Origin of the sequence: Labilibaculum euxinicum, from assembly GCF_009795715.1 — a bacterium.
GTDB classification, from domain to species: Bacteria; Bacteroidota; Bacteroidia; order Bacteroidales; family Marinifilaceae; genus Labilibaculum; species Labilibaculum euxinus.
In genome coordinates this window covers 13,937-39,283 of the sequence record NZ_WTCR01000004.1, presented here as the reverse complement: position 1 = coordinate 39,283, position 25,347 = coordinate 13,937, and the positions used below count along the sequence as shown (strand labels likewise).

Genomic DNA, 25,347 nt, shown 5'->3' with positions numbered 1-25,347 from the left:
TTTTCACAAGAAAATAATAAAAGTCAAAAATACTTTATATATTTGAGGAGAAAATTAATATTATGAATCCACAATATAAACATCCTAAATATCATGTTGCTGTCGATTGTGTAATCTTCGGTTATCATGAAGGGGAACTGAAATTATTACTTTATCCAAGAGGATTTGAGCCTGCGATGGGAAGATGGTCTTTGTTAGGAGGATTTGTTCAGGAAAATGAGTCGGCTGATATGGCTGCCCGCAGAGTGCTTAAGAAAACAACAGGACTGAGTGATATTTACTTAGAGCAAGTGCAATCGTTCTCAGATCCGTCAAGAGATGAGGCTACGCGTGTTATTTCTTTAGCATACTATGCATTAATTCGAATTGATAAGTACGATACGGATTTGGTTCGCGAAAATGGAGCGCATTGGTGGCCAATAAGTAAGCTTCCTACTATGATTTTTGATCATGAAAATATGGTTCACGAAGCGTTGGACAGACTTCAGAAAAAAGCAAGTTTTGATTTAATAGGAGAGGAATTGCTTTCAGAGATGTTTACACTCTTGCAATTACGAAATTTATATCAGGCAATTTTTCAGAGGGAGTTTGATCCTGGAAATTTTAGGAAGAAGGTGCTTTCACTAGGACGTCTGGAAAAGTTGAATATTAAAAATACTACAGAATCCAAGAAAGGGGCATTTTATTATCGGGCGATTAAAGGAGATATTGAAAAGACATTTGATAGAGTTGTTAAATTTTAAAGCTTGATAATTTAAACTAAAGAAGCAATTTTTTGCTTTTTTTTACTTAGTATAAAAGTAGAAAGTACTGATAAAATACTTATTTGAATCTGCTGGTAAGTCTTATTGTTGTTAATGTGAAGATTAATTGTATTTAATAAAAAAGTATAAAATACTATAAGAATAAAATGAAAGAGCTAAAAGAAAAAGAGATTTGGTTTGTAACCGGAAGTCAACACTTGTATGGTCCCGAGACACTAAAACAAGTAAAAGATAATTCAGAAGAAATTGCTGAAGGGCTTAATGCATCAGACGCAATTCCTGTAAAAATTGTTTTTAAATCGGTATTAACAACTCCTGACGAAATTTATAATTGTTGTCTTGAGGCAAATACAGACAACAACTGTATTGGATTGATTACATGGATGCATACTTTTTCGCCATCTAAAATGTGGATTCAAGGTTTAAGTATATTGAGCAAGCCATTTGCACATTTACATACTCAGTACAACAGAGATATTCCCTGGAGTGAGATTGATATGGATTTCATGAATTTGAATCAATCAGCACATGGTGGCCGTGAGTTTGGATTTATCTGCACACGATTGCGATTAAATCGTAAGGTGATTGTAGGTCATTGGAAAGATGAAAAAGTTCGCAAAACCTTAGGAAGCTGGACAAGATCTGCTGTTGGATATAATGAATCTAAAAATTTAAAAATTTGTCGTTTTGGCGATAATATGCGTCATGTTGCCGTAACAGAAGGCGATAAGGTTGAAGCTCAGAAAATATTGGGCTGGCAAGTAAATTATCACGGAGTTGGTGATCTTGTTGTTAGTATGGATTCGATAACAGAGCAAGAAATTGATTCTTTAATGGATGTTTATGCTGCCGAATACAAATTAGAAGATAAAACAAATTCAAACATTCGTTATCAGGCTAAGATAGAATTGGGAATGAAAAAATTCCTGGATGCAAATGGATATAAGGCTTTTACGACCAATTTTGAAGACTTGCATGGTTTGAAACAACTTCCGGGATTGGCTTCTCAACGATTAATGGAACAAGGTTACGGCTTTGGAGCAGAAGGTGACTGGAAACAATCTGCTTTGGTACGAATCATGAAAGTAATGTCGGCTGGTATGAAAGGCGGATGTTCTTTTATGGAAGATTATACTTACCATCTTGATCCTGCTTGTCCTTCAGTGTTAAGTGCACACATGCTTGAGATTTGTCCTTCAATTGCTAAAGAAACTCCAAGTATCGAAGTTCATCCATTGGGAATTGGAGGAAAAGATGCTCCTGCCCGTTTTGTATTCGATGTGCCTGAAGGGGAAGGAATAAATGCAACTCTTGTTGATATGGGAGGACGTATGCGAATGATTGTTAATCCTGTGACAGTTATTACACCTAAAGCATTACCAAAACTTCCTGTTGCCCGTGCCCTATGGGTTCCACAACCAAATCTGGAAATTGGTGCTGCTGCATGGATTCTTGCCGGTGGTGCTCATCACACTAGTTTTAGCATGGCATTAAACAAAGAATGTCTTGAAGACTTTGCTGAAATGGTTGGTGTTGAATTCGTAACGATTGAAAATTCAACTACAATTTCAGATTTTAAGAAAGAGCTGAAATGGAATGATTTATATTACCATTTAGCGAAGGGATTGTAGCGAATATTAAATATCATTTAAACAATACTAATTCAAAATACTCTCGGCTTTTTGCTGAGAGTATTAATAAAACTAATCACTATGAATGCAGGTTTTACGGCCATTGATTATGCTGTTTTTATTGCTTATGCAATATTAATTGTAAGTCTAGGTTTATGGATTTCCCGAGGAAAAAAAGGTGTAGAGGAAAGTTCAAAAGATTATTTTTTAGCTGGAGGTACACTTTCCTGGTGGGCTATTGGAGCATCTTTAATTGCAGCAAATATTTCTGCTGAACAATTTATTGGTATGTCTGGTTCTGGCTTTGTTGTTGGTTTGGGAATTGCAGCTTATGAGTGGATTGCTGCGATTACTCTTATTTTGGTTGCAAAGTTTCTATTGCCGCAAATGATTGATAAGAAAATTTACACAATGCCTCAGTTTGCCAAGGAAAGATATGGCAGCGGAGTCAGTTTCTTTTTCTCATTTTTCTGGTTATTGGTTTATGTTTTTGTAAATCTTACTTCTGTTGCTTGGTTAGGAGCTATTGCAATGGATCAAATTCTTGGATTCCCAATGGAATATGGAGTACCGGCTTTACTTCTTTTTGCAGGTATATATTCTGTTTATGGTGGTCTTAAAGCTGTTGCCTGGACTGACGTTGTGCAGGTTGTCTTCCTTGTTGGAGGTGGATTAATAACTGCGTGGTTTGCTTTGGATGCAGTAGCAGGTGACGGTTCTGCAATAGATGGTTTTTTGCTGGTTCTTAGTAAAGTTAGAGAAGTTCCCGGAGATGTTCATTTCAATATGATTATTGATGAAAATATAGATGCGACAGTCTTCAAAGATTTACCTGGTCTTGCTGTTATTTTTGGAGCGATGTGGCTTACTAATATTGGGTACTGGGGTTTTAATCAGTACATTATTCAAAAAGGATTAGCGGCTAAAAATTTGAAAGAAGCAAAAAGAGGACTTCTTTTTGCAGGATATTTAAAAATTCTAATTCCGATTATTGTTATCGTACCAGGTATTACTGCTTACGTAATGTTTAATCATCCTGATTTAAGAGGTGCTATTGATGGATTATCAGGTGCTATTGACAGACCGGATCAGGCGTATCCTTGGTTGCTTCGTAATTTTGCACCTGAAGGGATTCGAGGTTTAGGGTTTGCAGCACTTGCCGCAGCAGTTGTATCGTCTTTAGCTTCGATGCTGAATTCAACAGCAACGATTTTCACTCTTGATATTTATAAAGAGCATATTAATAAAAATGCATCCGAAAGGAAATTGGTATTGGTGGGGCGTCTTACTGCCGTTTTTGCCTTAATAATCGCTATCATTTCTGCGAAACCATTGTTGGGAGGATTGGATCAGGCATTTCAGTACATTCAGGAATACACCGGATTTATTTATCCTGGGGTAGTTGTTGTATTTGGAATGGGAATTCTTTGGAAACGAGCAACCAACAGAGCAGCTCTTTGGACTACTATTGCGACTTTACCAATGGGGATTTTTATGAAAATGTTATTGCCGGAATTGCCATTTATTATTCGCATGGGATATGTTTGTATGGCTTTAATTTCTTTGGCAGTAATTCTGGTTCTTACTGATAGTCATAAAATAGAAGCTGAAAAAATTTCAGAAAAAAATCGTGAAAAGTTGCTTTTGGGTGGTAAACTATTTACTGGATTAACAATTATTACTTTAGTTGCAGGTATTGTTTGGGGTACTGATTTGTTTGGTGTTAGTTTAGCTCATCTAGGTTTTCATTCAATATTCATGATGACATTTATGATGGCTTTTTTAGCCGTAATCATGTTTACGAATGCAAATTCCAAGAAACAGGATGGTAAGGCGTACTCTTTCGATCCTGAACTTTTCCAGACAGATAAAACATTCTTTATTAGTGCAATGGGTATTGTTGTTATTATTGTTGCATTATATGCTTATTTCTGGTAAAATAATATAATAGGTGTGAATTAAATTGCCTGGTAGTTGAGTTAAATATGGTAAGGTTAAAAACTATCAGGCAATTTTTAAAATTCGAATAATGGACTTAAATAAGTTAAAAGAAGAGGTTTTTAAAGCCAATCTTGAATTGGTGCAATATGGATTGGTACTTTTTACATGGGGAAATGTAAGCGCTATTGACCGGGAAAATGGTTTGGTTGTAATAAAACCAAGTGGTGTTTCCTATTCCGAAATGAAGAGTGAAGACATGGTTGTGGTTGATTTGGACGGGAATGTTGTAGAAGGCAAATTACGTCCTTCGTCAGATACGCCTACTCATCTTGAGCTGTATAAAAGTTTTAAAGAGATAGGCGGAATTGTTCATACTCATTCAACTTATGCAACCGGATGGTCACAAGCAGGAATTGGGATTCCAATACTAGGAACTACACATGCTGATTATTTTAACGGACAGATTCCTTGTACACGGGATATGAATGAAGCTGAGGTAAAGGGAGCTTATGAAAAAGAAACAGGCACCGTAATAATTGAAGCATTTAAAGAATTGAATCCGATGCATGTTCCTGGTGTGATTGTTAAAAATCATGGTCCGTTTACCTGGGGGAAAAATGCAAATGATGCTGTTCACAATAGTGTTGTTTTAGAGGAGCTGGCCAAAATGGCTTTCATAGCAAAAATCATTCAGCCAAATGCCTCAATGAATTCTCTTCTGACTGATAAGCATTTTAGTCGCAAACATGGTAAAGATTCATATTACGGTCAGTAGGTAAAACTGCTTTGATTTAATGATTAAAAATACAGTTTATGAGTGCAAAGAAATATGTAATAGGTCTTGATTATGGTTCAGATTCAGGAAGGGCTGTTGTTGTTGATGTTGCAACCGGAGAAGAAATTGCATCGTCGGTTATGAATTATCCCCGATGGATGGAAGGTAAGTATTGTGATCCTGTAAAGAATCAATATCGCCAACATCCATTGGATTATATAGAAGTTATGGAGTATTTGATTAAAGATGCTCTGGAAAAATCGCCAAAAGGGGTTGCCGGAAGTCTGGTGGGGCTTTCATTTGATACTACAGGAAGTACTCCTGTGTTGACGGATGAGAATGGCACTCCTTTGGCTTTATTGCCTGAATATGCAGAAAATCCGAATGCAATGTTTGTATTGTGGAAGGATCATACTGCTGTTAAGGAAGCTGCCGAAATTAACGAATTGGTGAAAAAATGGGATATTGATTATTCTCAATATGAAGGTGGAATATATTCTTCGGAATGGGTGTGGGCAAAAATGCTGCACGTATTGCGTGAAGATGAATCCATACGGGATAAAGCAGTTTCCTGGATAGAACATTGCGATTGGATGTCGGCGGTATTAACAGGAAAACAGAAGCCAACAGAAGTGGTGCGCAGCCGATGTTCTGCAGGTCATAAAGCGATGTGGCATGAGTTATGGAATGGATTGCCTTCAGAGGAATTTTTGACCAGTCTCGATCCTTTGTTAAAAGGTTACCGCGATCAGTTATATGATGAAACTTATACGAGTGATATTTCTGTGGGAAAGATTTCTCCTGAATGGGCTGAACGTTTGGGTATAAGCACCGATGTAGCTGTTGGAGTTGGAGCATTTGATTGTCATATGGGTGCTGTTGGAGGAGAGGTAACTCCAAACGTATTGGCACGGGCAATAGGAACTTCAACCTGCGATATCATGATCGCTTCTTACGATCAGATTGGTGATAAATTAATTCCTGGTATTTGCGGACAAGTAGATGGTTCGGTAATTCCCGGTTATGTTGGGTTGGAAGCAGGGCAATCAGCTTTTGGTGATTTGTATGCATGGTTTAAAAATGTTGTTGCCTGGCCAATCGAAAATATCCTTTCAAAAACGACTTTGATTGATGAGGAAACCCGTGAAAAATTGATTGAGGAAGCTATCTCGAAGATTATTCCGGAGTTAAGTAAAGAAGCTGAAAAAATTTCAATTGAAGAATCTACAATTGTGGCAGTTGATTGGATGAACGGACGACGCACTCCAGATGCAAGTCAGGAGGTAACAGGTTCTATTGCGGGTTTAACTTTGGGTTCTTCGGCACCTCGTATTTTTAGAGCATTGGTGGAAGCAACTGCTTTTGGGTCAAAAGCTATTGTCGATCGATTTGTTCGTGAAGGTGTTGAGATTAAAGGAATTATTGGTTTAGGTGGAGTAGCCAAGAAGTCACCTTTTGTGATGCAGACTTTAGCAAATGTATTGAATATGCCGATAAAAATTGCGCGTACCGAGCAGACATGTGCTTGCGGTGCAGCAATGTTTGCTGCTGTTGCTGCCGGAGTATACAAAACAGTAGGAGAAGCTCAAAAAGCAATGGGGCAAGGTTTTGATATGGAATACATACCTAATCCGGATCACGCTAAAAAGTATCTGGAGATTTACGAAAAGTATGTAAAATTAGGAACTTTCACCGAGCAGGAATTGTTTGGAAAAGATAAAATAGTTGAAACAATAGGACAAATTAGTTAGATTAGTTAGCGGGAAACCGAGGGGGGAAATGTTAAGTTCCATTCTCTCGGTTTTTTTTGTAACATTTCGGAGTTTATGCAAGCTTCATTTAAAAATTAGTGGTGAATTTAGAATCGATTAATATTGATCTTTTCAGGATTTATGCAATGAGAAGAAATTGATAACAATAAACTAAATATTATGAAACTATTAAATGTGTTATGTGTTGTAATTATTCCTGTTATGATGAGTTGTCAGAAGCCGCAAAAAAAGGAATTGATTTCTGAAACAGATTTTTCTTGTGATTATAATGGAAAAAAGGTTGAACTTTTTACTTTAACGAATAAGAATGGTCTGGTTTGTCAGTTAACAAATTTTGGAGCAAGAGTTGTTAGTTTATGGGTGCCGGATAAAAACGGAAATTTTGCTGATGTTGCTGTTGGATATGGAACAGGAAAGGATTTTATAGATAAAAAAGAATATTTTTTTGGGGGAACAATAGGTCGTTATGGAAACCGAATTGGTCAGGCTAAATTCTCTCTGGATGGAATAGAATATCAGCTTGAAGCAAACAATGGAGAGAATCATTTGCATGGTGGATCAAATGGTTTTTACCGACAAATTTGGGATGTGAATCAAATTGATAAGCAAACTTTGGAATTTAGCCTGCATTCAGCCGATATGGACGGAGGATACCCTGGTAATGTTGATGTAAAAGTAAAATATCAGTTTACAGATGATAACGAATTAAAAATCGAATACTTTGGAACAACAGATAAGCTTACGGTTCTAAATCTTACCAATCATACTTATTTTAATCTTAAAGGAGCAGGAGCAGGAACAATTAACGATCATCAGTTAATGATCAATGCTGATTCTTTCACTCCTGTGGATGCCGGTTTAATTCCAACAGGTGAAATTTTACCTGTAAAAGGGACCGCATTCGATTTTAACAATTTAACCGCTATTGGTGAACGGGTTGATAATGATGAAACGCAGTTAACCTACGGTAAAGGTTACGACCACAATTGGGTGTTGAATAAATCAGACGAAAAGCTGACTTTAGCGGCAAAAGTTGTTGAGCCGTCATCGGGAAGAATTCTTGAAGTTTATACCATTGAACCTGGAATTCAGTTTTATGGCGGTAATTTTTTAGATGGAGTTGTTGGTAAAGGGAATAAGAAATATGATTTCCGAACTGCATTTTGTTTGGAAACACAACATTTCCCAGATAGCCCAAATCAGGCAAACTTTCCTGATGTGACAGTTAAGCCTGGCGAAGAGTATTATTCAATTTGTATCTATAAATTTTCAAGTAAATAGTTTTTAGTTAGTATAGTGAAACAGGCTGAATCTGTTACTGATTCAGCCTATTTTGTATACTTGTAAGAGTGAATTAGTTCACAATTCAATTAAATTTCGTTCGAATAAATTGAGAGGTTCGCATCCATCCTTTGTTACCAATAGAGAGTCTTCAATACGCAAGCCACCCCATTCGGGGATATAGATTCCAGGTTCCATTGTGATCACCATGCCCGATTGAAATGTAAATGATGCATCGTCTCTGATAAAAGGGGGTTCATGTATGTCTAATCCAACTCCATGACCAATTCCCGGATAATAATATTCTAAATATTTAGAAGGTATTTGTTTTCGGACCATTTCAGCAATTTCTTTTCCCTCAACGCCGTCTTTTATTGAATTGATGGCTAGTTTGCCGGCATTATTTATACAATCGTAAATTTCTCTTTGCTGATCGTTTGCTTGTCCCAGAACAAAACTTCGGCTTATATCTGCATGATAGCCATTGTATAAAGCTCCAAAATCGAACAGGATTAAATCACCATTTCCGACACGTTTTTTACCTGGTTTCCCATGTAACAGGGAAGTTCTTTTTCCTGACAAAACCATTGTTTCAAAAGAAAGATTATCTGCGCCGCACTTTTTAAGGTTGTATTCAAGTTCAGCAACGATATCAATTTCCATAACTCCTTCTTTTATTGAAGAGAGTGTGTTTTCAAGTGCCTTATCGGAAATTTGGCTGGCTTTTCTCAGATTTTCAATTTCATCTTTGGATTTTATAATGCGAATCTGTTCTACTAAATTTTGAGTAGGAACTTTTTCACCATTAATTTCAGAATATTCCTGAAATGTGATATGATTACTTTCAAACCCAATTCTTTGAATGAGTAAGGATTTAATGAGAAAATCATAAGTCAAAGAATTGTATCTCTTGTCGTTAATCCATTCAAATACAGTTATATTCTTATGGCATTCATTTTTAGCCTGTTCAGTATATCTGGGGTCAGTTATCAGATAACAAGATTGTTTTCCTATGAGCAAGCGTGATGAATCTCCTGTGAAACCCGATAAATAGGTAACATTTGATTCGGAGGTAACCAGTAAAGCATCAATATCCTGTTCTTCTAATAGCCGAAGTGTTTTTTGTATTCTTTCCATGTTTATATTTTCAAATGAGCTTGATGTAGATTCTATGTAAAGTAAATAAAAATTCAAATTCACAACTACAACAAATGTGTACCAAACTTATATAGGTGTTTTATTTCCCGCTGTAGAAAGAATATATCTATATTAGAAACAGTGGGTAAAAGATTTAGGAAAATTACTATGTTTTAAAACGTATTTAGTACCTTTAAATTCTAATTTAAAGTCTTGTGTTTAAGTAGTTATGTGGGGTGTTAGGGCTTTTATTAAAATAATATTTATTTGTATGAATAGAATGATTTTAATTGTTTTTGCTTTCGTTTGCTCAACTTTGGGAAATTTAGCTCAAGCGGATAATGATTTCTTAAAATTTGTTCATTATACAAATGTGGATGGATTGCCATCATCATATGTGAAGAGTATAACACAAGATCAGGATGGTTTTATCTGGGCGGCAACAAGAAGTGCTGTATGTCGGTTTGATGGAAATAAATTTGAGAATTTCCAATGTATTGATGATGGTAAGTATTCAGATATACAGAGTGATAAGATCTTTATGCTGTGCGATACAATTTTAGTATGCAGAACAATTAAAGGAAAGTACTATCAATTTGATTTTAACAATGAATATTTTAAGCCCTATGAACCATTAAATGAAATAAAGGGACTGGAGATTATTGTTCCAACTGAAGGAGGTGCATGGTTATGTGTTCAGCAGCAATTAAAATATTTTGACGGTGAAAGAGGCCAATGTATAAATCTGGAAGATAAAATTAAATTTGCGGTCTTACCTAAGGATACGAGAATTGTTGATGTTAGGGAAAAAAACAATAAAATTGTAGCTTTAACAGAGAATTCGATCATATATGTTATTGATCGGAATAAGAAATTTGTGAAGGGGATAGACTTGCCCCGTGAGTTGCGGGAGGATTCATTTTTAGCTTTTTTTTTAGAGGATAATTGTAATATTTGGGTAGGAACTTCAAATGCTGGAATTTGCAGAATTAATGCTGAAAATGGGCAGTACATTCATTTTTCAGAAGAGCAAAAAGGTCCGCGTCATATATTACACAATATGGTTCATTGTTTGGCTGAAGATTCGATTGGAAGGGTTTGGATGGGGACCGAAAACGGATTGTGCGTATGGTCACCAGTCACAGAGAAATTCACTTGTCAACAATTTGATTTAACCAATCCTGATGGAATCAATACCAATCCGATATACAATGCGTTTAAGGACAGATGTGGAAATATTTGGTTTGGATCCTATTTTGGGGGGATAAATTTATGGTGTTCTAATTCAAGGTTTTTTAAGAAATGGAAGGCCGGAACCGGTAAAAGAGATTTATCAGGTAATGTAGTTAGTTGTTTGGTTGAAGATCAGAAAGGAGATTTATGGATTGGCCTTGAAGATATGGGGCTGAATAAAATGAATATTTCAACTGGAGAGATAACGGAATTCCAAAGTTGTTCAGAAGGAAATGGCTTGAATTTTAATAATCTGCATTGTCTGATTTTTGAATCCCCCGAAAGATTATGGATTGGAACCTATACCCATGGGATTAATATTTTAAATACTAAAACAGGTCGGTTTGAATACATAACAACAAAAAATCACCCATTATTACCCTCCGATAATATTTATCATTTTTTGAAAAAGGGAAATCTGATCTATATCTCAACTAGTAATGGTGCTGCAGTTTATAATACAATAAGCAAGTCGATATCTCCTTTTTTTAAAGAAATACTGGAAGGCATTCAAATCGAATATATGTGTGATGCTGGTGACTGCATTTGGATTTCATCATTTACTGGGGTGTATCGTTATCATTTACAAGATCAAACGCTATCTAAGTTTGATAAGATTCCTTTTCTGAAAGGAATAAATTTTGTGAAAATAGATTCAAAAAAAAGGGTTTGGATTGGCGACTCTTATGAGGCACTTTGCTATTACGATGAAGCGAATGATAAAGTGGTTCGATTCAATAAAGATAACGGGTTTCCTGTTTCGTGGATTTTTAGTTTGGAAGAAGAAGAAAATGGTGATTTTTGGGCCAGTAGTGATAAGGGCTTGGTTAAATTTAATCCTGAAACAAAGAAATATATTTTATTTGATCTTGATTCAGGCATCCCTTTTGAACAATTTAATTACAGAGCTTCGTATAAGAATAGTCGAGGAAATATATATTTTGGTGGAAATAATGGGATGGTTTCATTTAATGAATCGGGAGAAGAAGTTAAATCTAAACCTCTGGATGTAGTGTTTACCGAAATGCAGCTATTCAATAAGGTTGTAGTTCCTGGTGTTAATTCACCACTTAAAAAATCACTGAACAGATCATCTGAAATCAACTTAAAATATAAAGAAAATGTTTTTACGATAGGTTATACTGCACTAAACTATGAAAATCAAGGTAAGTGTCAGTATGCTTATTACCTTGAGAATTTCGATAAATCATGGAATTACGTTGGAAATAGGGGGTTTGCTACCTATACCAATCTTAGTCCGGGAAATTATACTCTTCATGTTAAGGCTTCTACCGATAAATCGGAATGGAGCGATCATCAACGATCCATCAATATTCATGTTAAACCGCCATTTTATCTGTCCATATGGGGTTATTTAATTTATTTTTTTATTGTTTGTCTCATATTTGCCGGTATTTATCTTGTTGGTTCGCGAATTCAAAAATCTAAGGCTATTGCTAATTTGGAAAGACGCGAGAAAGAATATGCCGTAGAGTTGAATCAGGCAAAACTTGAATTTTTCACTAATATTTCGCATGAATTCAGAACTCCTTTATCACTAATTATTGGTCCTCTTTCAAACATGATTGAAAATGAGAATGTCAGTTTTTCGGTCAAACAGAAATTTATAGGAATTGAAAAAAATGTAAAAAGATTATTGCGGCTTGTAAATGAACTGCTTGATTTTAGAAAGGTAGAGCGGGGAAAAGAAACATTGCAGGTTAGCAAAAACAGTATTAATACTCTTTTACAAGACTTGAAGGAATCATTTTCGACTACAGCTGAAATGAAAGGTGTTGATCTTATCCTTGAGACAGAAGGTTCTGATTCTGAAGTGTGGTTTGATTATTCTAAAATGGAAAAGGTGCTTGTTAATTTATTATCCAATGCTTTCAACTTTACAGACAAGGGCGATTCAATCAGACTGACCGGAAAAGTGCAAAACGAAATTTGTTTAGATAAAGAATTGAAACAGACTCTTGTGTTGTCGGTGTTAGATACTGGACATGGGATAGAATCCGATAAGCTTGATAAAATTTTTGACAGGTATTTTCAAGCCGAAGATAAGGTCAAAGTTTATTCAGGATCGGGAATTGGATTGGCATTTGTAAAGGGATTGGTTACTCTTCATAAAGGAAGTATTGTTGTGGAAAGTAAACTTCAGGAGGGAACTAAATTTACGATTTCACTACCAGTATCTGAATCGGATTACTCTGATGATGAATTGACAGACTGTTGCGGCAGGAGAAGTATTCTAGAGGATATTGAAATGGAAAAAGATCATAAGAGCTATGTTTTGGCAGATAAATCGGAACAAATAAAAAATTCGCCGTCCATTTTGGTCATTGATGATAATCTGGAATTACTTGAATTTATTCGTGAAAGCCTTCAGGAGGAGTATAATGTAACAACGGCTTCAAGTGGTGAAGAGGGGCTGGCTCGAATTGCTGAATGTACTCCGGAACTTATTATTAGTGATGTTATGATGCCTGGGATTGACGGTTTGGAGCTAACGAAAAGGATAAAAACAAATATTGAAACATCGCATATTCCAGTAATTTTATTAACGGCAAAAGGAGGAATCAATAATAAATACATAGGCTTAAAAACAGGTGCTGATTTATTTATTGAGAAGCCTTTTTACCCGCATATATTAAGTCAGAATATTTGTAATATCCTAACTACCAGGAGGAATGTTATTGAACGATTTAAGAAAGATGCCTTTATTGCACCTGCTGATATAACGCATTCTGATTCTGACCGTGAGTTTGTAGAGAGTCTCACTTCTCTGATCATTGAAAATTTAGATCAATCATCAATGGATGTTTCTTTTATCACAAAGGAAATGGGTATTAGCAGATCTCTTTTGCATATTAAATTGAAAAGAATAACGGATTGTTCGGCAACTGAATTTGTTCGTACTGTTCGGTTAAGAGAGGCTGTGAAATTAATTTCTGATGGGAAATGTAATATCTCCGAGGCAGCTTATCGAACAGGATTTTCCAATCCTGCCTATTTTAGCCGAAGATTTAAAGAATTTTTCGGAAAATCTCCGCGCGATTATTTTGAGATATAGTTTTTATATTAATGAATAATTCAAAGTTGAGATATCTAAACTGCTATAGACAATTGTAGTTGGAATAGTCGAAATTAGATTTTTTTTAACCCTAAAAAAATAAATGTTTTAGGTATTTCTATTACTAAACATCTTGAGGGTGTTTAAGTCTTATGTTTGGTGGTAAGTAGCATTAAAATAGCTACTTACCGCCATTTGTTTTGTTGGGTGTTTCAGTTTGTGTTACTCATTAACCCATTCTGAAGACATATGTGTTATTCTTGCAGATAATGGTGAAAGTGAAATGGAGTAATGTTTTACAGATTTGGAACCAATATTGTCCTATTTAAATTTTTAGCATTGTGCTATCCGTCTAAAACCGGCTTCATTTTTTGTTTTAATACAAAAAACGAAGTTGCCGAACAAAGTGAGACCTGGTGATCTTCGAACAAGTTCACAACTTCGGAGTTTTACTAAATCTTGTGGCAAAACAAAAACTCTTTAAAATAGATGCCAATCAGCCTGTAGTTTAAATAACACCCATTAAAGAAATCATGTGCTGTAATATCATCTAAATGAATAAAGTAAAAGCAATTCTCTAAAACGTATAGGACGTGATTGATTTAAATCCTTAATTTGATTTTTAAATGCAAGCGTAATGTGTGCTTATGATGGGTAGGTAATATGTATACCATGCTGCATTATATCATTTATAAGATAGTTTGGGCTATTTATAGCATGGGAAATATGAGGTGTGATTCCGATCCATAGATTTAAAGTGAAAAAATATATGTAAAACCAATATTGTTCTATTAATCCTATTTGCTTTTTGTGCTGAGGCGTAAAAAGCAAATAGAGATTTGATAATTGAGGATAACCAATTACTATTAAGCTACTTTGCCGATCCAATCATTAAAAAAAAATGGAGAAACCTATTATCTGTATTCTACTACCGATGGAATTAAATTGGCATCGGGAGACCTACAGGTTTTGGTAAGTAAAGATTTTGTGAATTGCTACAACACCGAAATAGATATTGAGTTAGTTAAATCCAGTAAAATTAAAGGCGAAAATATTTACTCTAATTTGAGTGCATTTAGAGAATGGAGTGAATAAAGCCTTGATAAATCGATGTAATTGAAGAATTAAAAACATTTGTACTATTATTTTGAACAAACCGACAACTTAATGTGAGCATTTCGATACAATTTTACATTTGAAAAGTAATTAATTTTAGAAATGGTAATATTAAAAAAATAGGATATAACAATGACAACAATTAAAAGAGTTTTAACACTTGCGCTTTGCATTTTGTGTTTTGCAGCAAATGCTCAGGAAAAAAATAAAACAGGTGGATACCCCATTTCTCCTGTTCCTTTTACTTCTGTAAAAGTTACAGATTCGTTTTGGGGACAAAGACTGAAAGCAAGTCGTGAAGTTACTATTCCATTGGCTTTTAGTAAGTGTGAAGAAACCGGTCGATATGAAAACTTTATTAAGGCAGCACATCCAAGTGATACGATTAAAGTGGAAGGCTTTTCATTTGATGATACCGATGTGTATAAAACCATTGAAGGAGCAAGCTATTCAATGCAGACTTTTCCTGATAAAAAATTAGACAAATATATTGACAGTGTGCTGACAATTGTGGCAGCTGCGCAAGAGGCAGATGGATACTTATACACTTCCCGTACAATGAATCCTGCACATCCGCATGAATGGGCAGGAACCAAACGTTGGGAAAAAGAGGAAGACCTTAGCCATGAGTTGTACAATCTGGGACATATGGTTGAAGGTGCTTTGGCACATTATCAGGCAACTGGGAAAACAAATTTTTTAGATATCGCGAAAAAGTATGCCGATTGTGCCGTAAGGGAAGTTGGAGATAAACCAGGACAGGTAACAGTAGTTCCAGGTCATCAGATTGCAGAAATGGCTTTGTCGAAATTATATGTTGCAACTGGAGAACAGAAATATCTTGACTTTGCAAAGTTCCTATTAGATAAGCGGGGGTATACCACAATAAAAAGTGAATACAGTCAGTCGCACGAACCGGTTTTGGAACAGGACGAAGCTGTTGGGCATGCAGTTCGTGCTGCCTATATGTATACCGGCATGGCCGATGTGGCTGCGCTTACCGGTGATACTACCTATGTAAACGCCATCGATAGAATTTGGGAAAACATTGTGGGCAAAAAATTATACATCACAGGAGGTATTGGTGCTACAGGGCATGGTGAGGCTTTTGGTGAAAATTATCAGTTGCCTAATATGTCGGCGTATTGTGAAACCTGTGCTGCCATCGGAAATGTTTATCTCAATTACAGACTATTTCTGCTTCATGGCGAATCAAAATACTACGATGTACTGGAACGCACTCTTTATAATGGGTTGATTAGTGGTGTTTCGTTGGAAGGCGATGGATTTTTCTATCCAAATCCTCTTGAATCAATTGGTCAGCACCAACGCCGGCCATGGTTTGGCTGTGCCTGCTGTCCGTCAAATATTTGCCGGTTTATTCCTTCTGTTCCAGGATATATTTATGCAGTACATAAAAGTGATTTGTATGTAAATTTGTTCATGTCGAATAATTCGGAAATTAAGGTAGATGGAAAACCGGTAGTATTGAAACAAACAACCAATTATCCTTGGGTTGGTGATATTAATCTGGATGTAAATCCAAAGAAGAAACAAAACTTCAACCTTAAAATCCGTATTCCGGGATGGGTGTTAGGTCAGGTAGTACCAAGTGATTTATATACTTTCACTGATAATAAAAAATTATCATACTCAGTTAAAGTAAACGGGCAGTCTGTTACAAGTCAACTTAAAAATGGTTATTTCACTATCAGTCGTACTTGGCGTAAAGGCGACAAGGTTGAAGTTCATTTCGATATGGAAGCGCGCACTGTAAAAGCTCATCCATTGGTTGAGGCTGATCAGGGCAGAGTTGCTGTTGAGCGTGGTCCTGTAGTTTATTGCGCTGAGTGGCCTGATAATGATTATAGTGTATTGAGTGCTGTTATTCCACAAAAACCGGTATTTACTGTTGAAAACAAACAAGACTTACTGTATGGCATCAATATGATTCATACCGATGCTCAGGTACTTAATTACAACAAACAAGGTAAAATCGAAGTAAAAGATGTTCAATTGAACATGATTCCTTACTATGCCTGGGCTCATCGTGGAAGTGGTGAAATGACAGTTTGGCTTTCCAACGATTTAAGTACCAGTCGTCCCATGCAACAACCCACTCTTGCCTCGGAAAGTAAAGTTGATGCCTCGCATTTGGTGAAAGCAATTAGTGCGGTTAACGACCAACTCATCCCTAAAAATGGTAAGGCTCAAGCTGTACCTTATTACCATTGGTGGCCTAAAGAAGGAACAACAGAATGGATTTCATACGAATTTGACGGTGAGAAAACAGTAAGTGGTTCAACCGTTTATTGGTATGATGATGCTCCCTGGGGTGGTTGTCGCATACCAAAAGAGTGGAAAATTTACTATAAAAATAAAGACAGTGAGTGGATGCCTGTTGAGAATAATGAACCCTACACTGCAACAAAAGGTGTTCCCAGCAAAGTTTCATTTAAAACAGTGAAGACCAATGCGATAAAACTTGAAGTGAAGTTGCCTGAAAAAAATGCGTCAGGAATTTTCGAATGGGAATTGGAATAGTTCCGATACCGAATTTTCATACTAAATATAGATATATAATGAGATTAAGATATTATAGTTTCCTGATATTGTTTGGTTTTCTTGCATTTTCTTGTGCTAAAAAGGAGAATGAAACTGTAGGACATTTAAATCCGGTTCCCTTTACCTCTGTTCATTTAAATGATCAGTTTTGGGCTCCTAAAATTGAAATTAACAGAACTGTGTCAATTCCATCAGCATTTAAAAAGTGTGAAGAGACCGGGCGTATGGATAATTTTGCTCTGGCTGGTGGTTTGATCAAAGGAGAACACCAAGGTGATTTCCCATTTGATGATACTGATGTTTACAAAGTGCTGGAAGGAGCTTCATATACGCTGGCGGTAGAGTATGATGCTAAATTGGATCATTATCTGGACAGTTTGATCACTTTAATTGGTGCCGGACAAGAAGAGGATGGTTACCTGTACACTTGCCTAACCAACAAATGTGAGCGTTTGAAGCGTTGGTACGGAGAGGGACGTTGGGATCGTTTGAACAGCCATGAACTTTATAATTGCGGTCATTTATATGAAGCTGCTGTTGCTCATTATCAGGCAACCGGAAAATGTTCTTTACTTACTATTGCGATCAAAAATGCTGATTTGGTGAATCAGGTTTTTGGTCCGGGCGAAGGACAAAAGAAAGTTCCTTCAGGTCATCCGATTGTGGAGATGGCATTGGTAAAATTGTATCGGGTTACAAATGATGAAAAATACCTTAAACTGGCACGATTCTTTATCGACGAAACAGGAAAGGGTACTGATGGTCATGAATTGAATGAATACAGTCAGGATCACAAACCAATTGTTGAACAGGATGAAGCAGTTGGTCATGCTGTTCGTTTGGGATATCTCTACTCAGGTGTAACTGATGTTGCTTCTTTGATGCATGATAAGCAATTGATGGAAGCCACAAAATGTGTTTGGGAAAATGTGGTTTCTAAAAAATTATATATTACGGGTGGAATTGGTTCCCGTGCTCAAGGTGAAGGCTTTGGCCCGAATTACGAATTGCCTAATATGACGGATTATTGTGAGACTTGTGCTTCGATATCAAATGTTTACTGGAATTACCGTTTGTTTTTGAATGATGGAAATTCAAAATACTACGATGTACTTGAACGTGTGTTGTACAACGGAGTTATTTCGGGTGTATCCTTAAGCGGCGATAAATTTTTCTACGATAATCCTCTTGAATCTGTTCATAATCATGATCGCGCACCTTGGTTTGGATGTGCTTGTTGTCCGGGCAATATTACACGGTTTATGGCCTCGATACCGGGTTATATTTATACAACTGATGAACATTCTGTGTATGTAAATTTATTTTCTGAAGGTCACGCTGACGTTGCAGTAGGAAAGGATACCCTGAGTCTGACACAAAAGACACAATATCCTTGGAGTGGTAAGCTTACAATTTCAGTTGATAAAAAGACAAATGAACGTGTTGGTTTGAAAATTCGCATTCCGGGATGGGCACAAAATCAACCTGTACCATCTGATTTGTATCACTTTGTTGAAAATGTCACAGATACTTATACCATTAAAGTAAATGGAAAGAAGAAATCACCCGAAATGGTGAATGGTTATGCCATTTTGAGAGAAAAGTGGGATGCGGGAGATCAGATAGAAGTTGAATTTCCAATGCCTGTGCGTAAAATAAAAGCCAGCGAAAAGGTGATCAATGATCATAATAAATTGGCTTACCAACGTGGCCCAATAGTGTATTGCTTCGAGGATAAAGACAACAATAATGCGTATTTATTCGATGAGTTTGTATCGCAAGATGCAAACGTGAGTTCTCAATTTGAAGAAAATCTTTTAGGTGGGGTGGTAACACTTACAATGAAAGCAAGCAGGGTAAGTCAATCTGGAGATGCAAAAACAATTGAACCTGCAAGTCTTAAAGCCATTCCATATTATGCATGGAACAATCGGGGAACAGCAAATATGTTGGTTTGGCTACCTTCCGCGGAAGAATCGGCTATCGTAAAACCCGCATATTCACCTGCAGATTCGGCCAAGGCATTTTCATCAACAGATTGGTCTCCAGGTTTGAATGATGGGTTTACTCCTAAAAATTCGGGTGATACTGATAAATCATATTTCTACTGGTGGCAGAAAGAAGGATCGGAAGAAACTGTTGATTATGAATTTAAAGAACCTGTTGTATTGTCTCAGTCATCGGTTTATTGGCTTAATATGGATCACTACGACGGCAATTATAAGGTGCCCGAAAAATGGTCATTACTATACAAAGACAGCAAGGGGAAATGGGTTCCTGTCGAAACCAGCGATGTTTTTACAGTGGAACTTGATAAATACAACACAGTGAATTTTAAGCCTGTAAAAACAAAAGCACTTCGAATTACAGCTCAACTGCAAAAAGGTGAGTCGGGTGGTATTTTGGAATGGAAGGTAAAATAATTGAGACTGTAATTTTCTGATAACTATATAATTATTAAAATATGAGATTCGATTTTTGTAGAGCTTTATTCTTTTCAATTTGTATTGGAGTTGGATTATCTTCCTGTTCAGGTATCGAAGATAATCGAATAAGCACGAACGGCCCTGAGGTGGTTGAATTTAAAGTACTGCCATTTGATTTAAAGGATGTTAAATTGCTTGATGGCCCTTTCGAAAAGGCCATGGAATTAAATGTGCAGAGCTTGTTGAATTATGAACCAGACAGATTGCTGGCAAAATTTCGGATCGAAGCAGGTCTTCAGCCTAAAGCAGAGCATTATGATGGTTGGGAGGCAAATACAATAGCAGGACATAGCTTAGGACATTATTTAAGTGCCTGTGCCTTAATGTATAATTCAACAAACGACAAGCGTTTTCTTGACCGGGTTAATTATATAGTTGATGAGCTGGAAGCTTGTCAGAATGCTGACGGTGAAGGATACATAGGTGCTTTCCCTGACGGAAAGCGGATTCTTGAAGAAGAAGTAGCAAAAGGAGATATACGTTCGAAAGGATTTGATTTGAATGGAATATGGGTACCCTATTATACCGAGCATAAAGTGATGGCTGGTTTGACTGATGCTTATAATTTATGCGGGAATAAGAAGGCTTTACAAATCAATATAAAATTTGCAGATTGGTTAACAACCATTGTAAAAGACTTAAATGATGAACAAATTCAGAACATGCTGGATTGTGAGCATGGCGGAATTAATGAGTCGTTGGCTGATCTTTACGGATTAACCAAGAATGAGAAATATCTGCAGCTGTCTAAGGTGTTTCATCACAAAAAGGTGCTTGATTCTTTGGCTCATCATGTTGATATCTTGCCGGGAATACACGCGAATACACAAATTCCAAAACTAGTTGGATGTGCCCGCCGTTATGAGCTTACAGGGTCTTTGTCTGATAGAGAATCATCTGAGTTTTTCTGGGATCGTGTTGTAAATCATCACTCCTATGTTACAGGCGGTAATTGCAATCATGAATATTTTGGGGAGTCGGATCATTTACGCAACCGTCTTAGTCAAAATACGACTGAAACATGCAATGTGTACAATATGTTGAAGCTGTCCCGTCATCTTTTTGAGTGGGATGCCGCTCCTGAGGTTGCCGATTTCTATGAAAGAGCATTATTCAATCATATTTTATCCTCTCAGCACCCTGTTGATGGTCGGGTGATCTATAATTTGTCATTGGAAATGGGAGGTCATAAGGTATATCAGGATCCATATTGGTTTACATGTTGTGTGGGAACAGGAATGGAGAATCATTCAAAATATGGAGCAAACATTTATTTTCACAACAATAATGAATTGTATGTAAGTCAATTTATTGGTTCTGAACTAAAATGGAAAAGCAAAGGTTTGATCGTAAAACAGACAACTGTTTACCCGGAAGAACAAGGGACAAAACTGGAGTTTAACTGCGAAAAACCCAGTAAATTTATGCTTAAACTGCGCTACCCAAAATGGGCTGAAAATGGTGTGGAGATTTATATCAATAATGAAAAGATATCTGTTGATCAAAAGCCGCAAAGTTTTATTTCTATTGAAAGAACCTGGAAAAATGGAGATGTATTGGAATATAAGATGCCTTTTACACTTCGTTTGGAAACCATGCCTGATGACAGCAACCGTGTTGCAATTATGTATGGTCCGATGGTAATGGCTGGTGAATTAGGCCCGGAAGACGATCCAAAAGCAACTGATGCAATGTATGTGCCTGTTATTATGACAGAAGATAGAGATCCTTCGAATTGGTTGAGTTCTGTAGAAGGAGAAGTAAATACATTCAAAACAGAATCGGTTGGATATTTGCATGATTTTGTTTTGAAGCCATTCTATAAAGTGCATGATGTAAGGTATTCTGTATATTTTGATATTTTCAACCAAGAATCATGGGCGAAATACCAAAAGGAATATCAAGCTAAACAAGCACAGAAAAAGAAATTGGAAGAAATGACAGTTGACTTTTTCCAACCAGGAGAAATGCAGCCCGAACGTGATCATAATTTCACGAGCGAAAAATCATCCGTTGATGTGATAAAAAATAAAAGATCCCGTGTTGTTAACAGAGGTGGTGTAATGTCCTTTGAAATGGGATTGATGAAAGGAAATCGATTGGCTTTGGCTGTTGAATATTGGGGCGGAAGTACCGGAGCTAAAACATTTGATATCTTGATTGACGGAAAATTACTTGCGACAGAAAATATCGCAGATAAAAAGCCGGGTGAATTCGTGGATATCTTATATCAATTGTCCGATGATATTTGCATGACCAAAGATAAAGTGTTGGTTACATTTAAACCTCACGAAGGGCATAGAGCAGGACCGGTATTTGGTGTAAGAACTGTTAAGCAATAAATAAGGAAAGAATATTTTAGTTAGTTTTTAATGGTGGATAGTTCTGAAAACTGCAAATCTCTTTTTTGAGGTTTGCATTTTTTTTGTCCGGGAAAGGTTTTTTTTTTCAATAAAATGACTTATAACACATGTTTGTTACTTTTTTAAACAATAGTGATAGTCCAAAGCCTAAAGAATAGACAGATTTGAGTCATATTTTTTAACCCAAAAATAACATTTATGAAAAAAATTGTCATTCCCCCTCAACAGCTTGGTAATAAAAACAGCTGTTTAAGGTTTTTACTTGTTTTAGTGATTTTTTTGAGTTTATCTGGGCAGGTTTTCTCCCAAAAACTTGCTCAAGGTTCTGTAGTGGATGATTCTGGAGTTCCATTACCGGGTGTTTCTGTATTTATTGATGGAACAACCGTTGGAACAGTGTCTGATATCGATGGTAAATTTATGATTCAGGCATCTGTTGGAGATGTAATTCATTTCTCATTTATTGGATTTAAAGATCAGAAGGTTGAGTATACTGATCAGGTGTTAAGCATTGTTATGAGTCCAGATGTTTTTGGACTGGATGAAGTTGTTGCAATCGGTTATGGTAGTGTTAAAAAAGGTGATGTTACCAGTGCTATTGCATCCGTTAAGTCTGATGATTTTATTAAGGGAGCTGTAAAAGATGCGGCTCAATTGATTCAAGGAAAAGTTGCGGGTTTAACCATTGCAACACCTTCAGGAGATCCAACAGAAGGAGCGGTAATTATGTTGCGTGGAAATTCCTCATTGTTAGGAAGTTCTGCTCCTTTGGTATTGGTTGACGGTGTTCCGGGAAGCCTTGAATCTGTTGCTCCGGAAGATATTGAATCTATCGATGTATTAAAAGATGGATCGGCTTCGGCAATATATGGTACCAGGGGAACAAATGGAGTTATCATTATTACAACAAAAAGAAGTACTAAAGGTATGGAACCTACCATTTCCTACGATGGTTATGTCTCAATTGCATCTATCAGCCGAAAGCTCGATTTTATGAATGCTGAAGACTTAAGAGCAAAGTGGAATGAAGGTTATTCGTTCACAGGAGCTAATTTGAAAGATTATGGAGCCAATACAGATTGGCTGGATGAAATTACAAGAAAAGCTGTAAGCCATGTTCACAATGTTGTTTTTAGAGGTGGCACCAAGAATACGAGTTTAACAGCCTCACTTAATTATAAAAATAATCAGGGTGTTTTTATTAAAACAGATAATGAAAAATATACCGGTCGTATTGATGTTAGTCACAGCATGTTTGATGGTAAATTAACTGCAGATATCGGGACTATAATAAGCGAACAAAATTACTGGACTGGTGGAGATGGATATAGTTTTAATAAATATGTTTACCGACAGGCATTAATCCGAAATCCGACTGAACCAATTAAAAATGAAGACGGTCGTTGGTATGAGCGTGATGTATATTTTTACGATAATCCTGTTGCATACCTAAAAGAATCTGATGGTGAGAACAAGTACCGTAATGTGAGATTTAAGGCCAGTTTAACCTATAAATTATTCGAAGGGCTTAACGTAAAGGGAATGTATACCAGAAAAAGCAATTCAAACATTCGCGGATATTATGAAACTAAAAATCATGTTTCAACTACTAAGTATGGGTCAGAAGGTTATGCTTCCCGTGGTACCGAAAATTATTTGGGCAACTATACAGAGTTTACTGTAAATTATAAGAAAGTGATAGCCGGGGATCATAATTTATCTGTTCTTGCTGGTTATAATTATGAAGACAACATGACGGAAGGATTCTGGGCCAACAACAAATACTTTCCTACTGATGGATATACGTACAATAATCTTGAAATTGGAAGTGGTTTGACCAAAGGAGAAGCAGGCATGGACAGTTATAAATACTCTGATAAATTAATTGCTTTCTTTTCCAGGGTAAGTTATTCCTTTGCCAATAAGTATTTATTCATGGCAAGTCTTCGTAGAGAAGGTTCTTCACGGTTTGGTAAAGACCATAAATGGGGAAATTTCCCAGGAGTTTCTTTGGGATGGAGAATGTCTGAAGAAGATTTTGTTAAAGAAATTAACTGGATTGATAACTTAAAATTACGTGCTGGTTTTGGTGTTACCGGAACTAATGTGGCAGATTCTTACAATTCTTTAAGTAGTTTAAATTATAGCGATTATTTTTATTCCAATAAAGAATGGGTTCGAAAGTTAGTTCCTGCCCGAAATGATAATCCTGATTTGCGTTGGGAGAAAAAAGAGGAAATTAATATAGGACTTGATTTTGGATTATTAAATGGTAGAGTTAGCGGAGCTTTTGATTTTTATAACAGAAAAACCAAAGATGCTTTATGGAATTACGATGTTCCAACACCACCATACCTTTATGGCAGCATCATGACAAATGTGGGAGAAATTAAAAATCAGGGTTTTGAAGCTTTGATTAATGTGACTCCTATTAAAACACCAAGCTTTGAGTGGAAAGCTAATATGACCTTTTCAACCAACAAAAATGAATTGGTTTCTTTATCAAATGACAAGTTTAAAACCACAAATGATTTTTTCTATCCTGAAGATGGTTATACCGGCGAGCCTATTCAAACAACAACTCATATTGTTAAAATAGGGGGCGAAATAGGAAATTTCTATGGATTAAAGAGTGTCGATATCTCAGACGATGGCATTTGGATAATAGAAAAACCTAATGGTGAAAGAATTTCAGCAACAGAATCATCAACAGATGATCGTCAGGTATTGGGGAATGGAATTCCAAAATACTATGCTAGCTGGAACAATAGCTTTCGATACAAAAACTTCGATTTGAACATCAACATGAGGGGAGCATTTTCTTATCAAATTTTAAATTTTTCTCGGATGTTTTATGAAAATCCAAAGATTGCATACAACACCTTAAATTCTGCTTATGATAAAGTTTATGGAAAAGCTGTATTGAATGATGATCAGCGCTATGTGAGTTATTATGTTGAGGATGGTGATTATTGGAAAATTGATAACATTACCTTGGGGTACACTGTAAATCTTAAAAATAAAGATGTTTTCAAAAATCTAAGAGTTTACGTATCAGGATTGAATCTACACACTTTTACTGGTTACAAAGGGATTGATCCTGAGGTGAAACAAACAGGTTTAGCTCCGGGTAATGATGAACGAGACAAATATCCTACTACAAGAACATTTACATTTGGTGTTAACGTAACCTTTTAAACTTGGAAT

At 36.2% G+C, this 25,347-nt stretch carries 13 protein-coding genes; 12 read left to right on the top strand and 1 reads right to left on the bottom strand.

Annotated elements, in window-relative coordinates; translation table 11 throughout:
* The first annotated feature begins 62 nt into the window (after positions 1–62).
* The 6 genes from GQR60_RS05790 to GQR60_RS05765 all read left to right on the top strand — a co-directional run bounded on the left by GQR60_RS05790 (position 63) and on the right by GQR60_RS05765 (position 8,164).
* Positions 63–743 carry an NUDIX hydrolase gene (locus GQR60_RS05790; protein ID WP_124992032.1) on the top strand — a complete coding sequence of 227 codons (681 nt, stop codon included), beginning with the start codon at positions 63–65 and terminating at the stop codon, positions 741–743.
* Between the two features lie 167 nt (positions 744–910).
* Positions 911–2,395, top strand: coding sequence for an L-arabinose isomerase (gene araA / locus GQR60_RS05785; RefSeq protein ID WP_124992031.1), 1,485 nt, complete (start codon positions 911–913; stop codon positions 2,393–2,395).
* A gap of 81 nt (positions 2,396–2,476) precedes the next feature.
* Positions 2,477–4,333: a sodium:solute symporter family transporter gene (locus tag GQR60_RS05780; RefSeq protein WP_160463425.1), complete on the top strand. Its 1,857-nt coding sequence runs from the start codon at positions 2,477–2,479 to the stop codon at positions 4,331–4,333.
* 91 nt (positions 4,334–4,424) lie between these two features.
* A complete protein-coding gene (locus tag GQR60_RS05775; protein ID WP_124992030.1) occupies positions 4,425–5,111 on the top strand; it encodes an L-ribulose-5-phosphate 4-epimerase in 687 nt (228 codons plus the stop codon).
* A gap of 38 nt (positions 5,112–5,149) precedes the next feature.
* Complete coding sequence (locus GQR60_RS05770) at positions 5,150–6,862, top strand: ribulokinase (protein ID WP_124992029.1); 1,713 nt, start codon at positions 5,150–5,152, stop codon at positions 6,860–6,862.
* A gap of 180 nt (positions 6,863–7,042) precedes the next feature.
* Entirely contained in the window at positions 7,043–8,164 is a 1,122-nt protein-coding gene (locus tag GQR60_RS05765; RefSeq protein ID WP_124992028.1) for an aldose epimerase family protein, read from the top strand.
* 78 nt (positions 8,165–8,242) lie between these two features.
* Here GQR60_RS05765 and GQR60_RS05760 read toward each other — a convergent pair whose 3' ends face one another.
* Positions 8,243–9,301 carry a M24 family metallopeptidase gene (locus tag GQR60_RS05760; protein ID WP_124992027.1) on the bottom strand — a complete coding sequence of 353 codons (1,059 nt, stop codon included), beginning with the start codon at positions 9,299–9,301 and terminating at the stop codon, positions 8,243–8,245.
* Positions 9,302–9,572: 271 nt separating this feature from the next.
* On the opposite strand from GQR60_RS05760, the gene GQR60_RS05755 reads away from it, so the two are divergent.
* From GQR60_RS05755 to GQR60_RS05730, 6 genes are all read left to right on the top strand, one after another.
* Positions 9,573–13,610 (top strand): hybrid sensor histidine kinase/response regulator transcription factor, encoded by a 4,038-nt coding sequence (locus GQR60_RS05755; protein WP_160463424.1) that lies wholly within the window; start codon positions 9,573–9,575, stop codon positions 13,608–13,610.
* Positions 13,611–14,486: 876 nt separating this feature from the next.
* Positions 14,487–14,705 carry a hypothetical protein gene (locus GQR60_RS05750; RefSeq protein WP_124992025.1) on the top strand — a complete coding sequence of 73 codons (219 nt, stop codon included), beginning with the start codon at positions 14,487–14,489 and terminating at the stop codon, positions 14,703–14,705.
* Positions 14,706–14,858: 153 nt separating this feature from the next.
* On the top strand, positions 14,859–17,270 hold the full coding sequence (locus tag GQR60_RS05745) for a glycoside hydrolase family 127 protein (protein ID WP_124992024.1): 2,412 nt from the start codon (positions 14,859–14,861) through the stop codon (positions 17,268–17,270).
* Positions 17,271–17,308: 38 nt separating this feature from the next.
* Positions 17,309–19,714, top strand: a complete 2,406-nt coding sequence (locus tag GQR60_RS05740; RefSeq protein ID WP_124992023.1) for a glycoside hydrolase family 127 protein — start codon at positions 17,309–17,311, stop codon at positions 19,712–19,714.
* 41 nt (positions 19,715–19,755) lie between these two features.
* Positions 19,756–22,119, top strand: coding sequence for a glycoside hydrolase family 127 protein (locus GQR60_RS05735; protein WP_124992022.1), 2,364 nt, complete (start codon positions 19,756–19,758; stop codon positions 22,117–22,119).
* A gap of 219 nt (positions 22,120–22,338) precedes the next feature.
* The gene (locus GQR60_RS05730) at positions 22,339–25,338 is read left to right on the top strand and encodes a SusC/RagA family TonB-linked outer membrane protein (protein ID WP_124992021.1); all 3,000 of its coding nucleotides are present in this window, start codon (positions 22,339–22,341) and stop codon (positions 25,336–25,338) included.
* Positions 25,339–25,347: the final 9 nt, after the last annotated feature.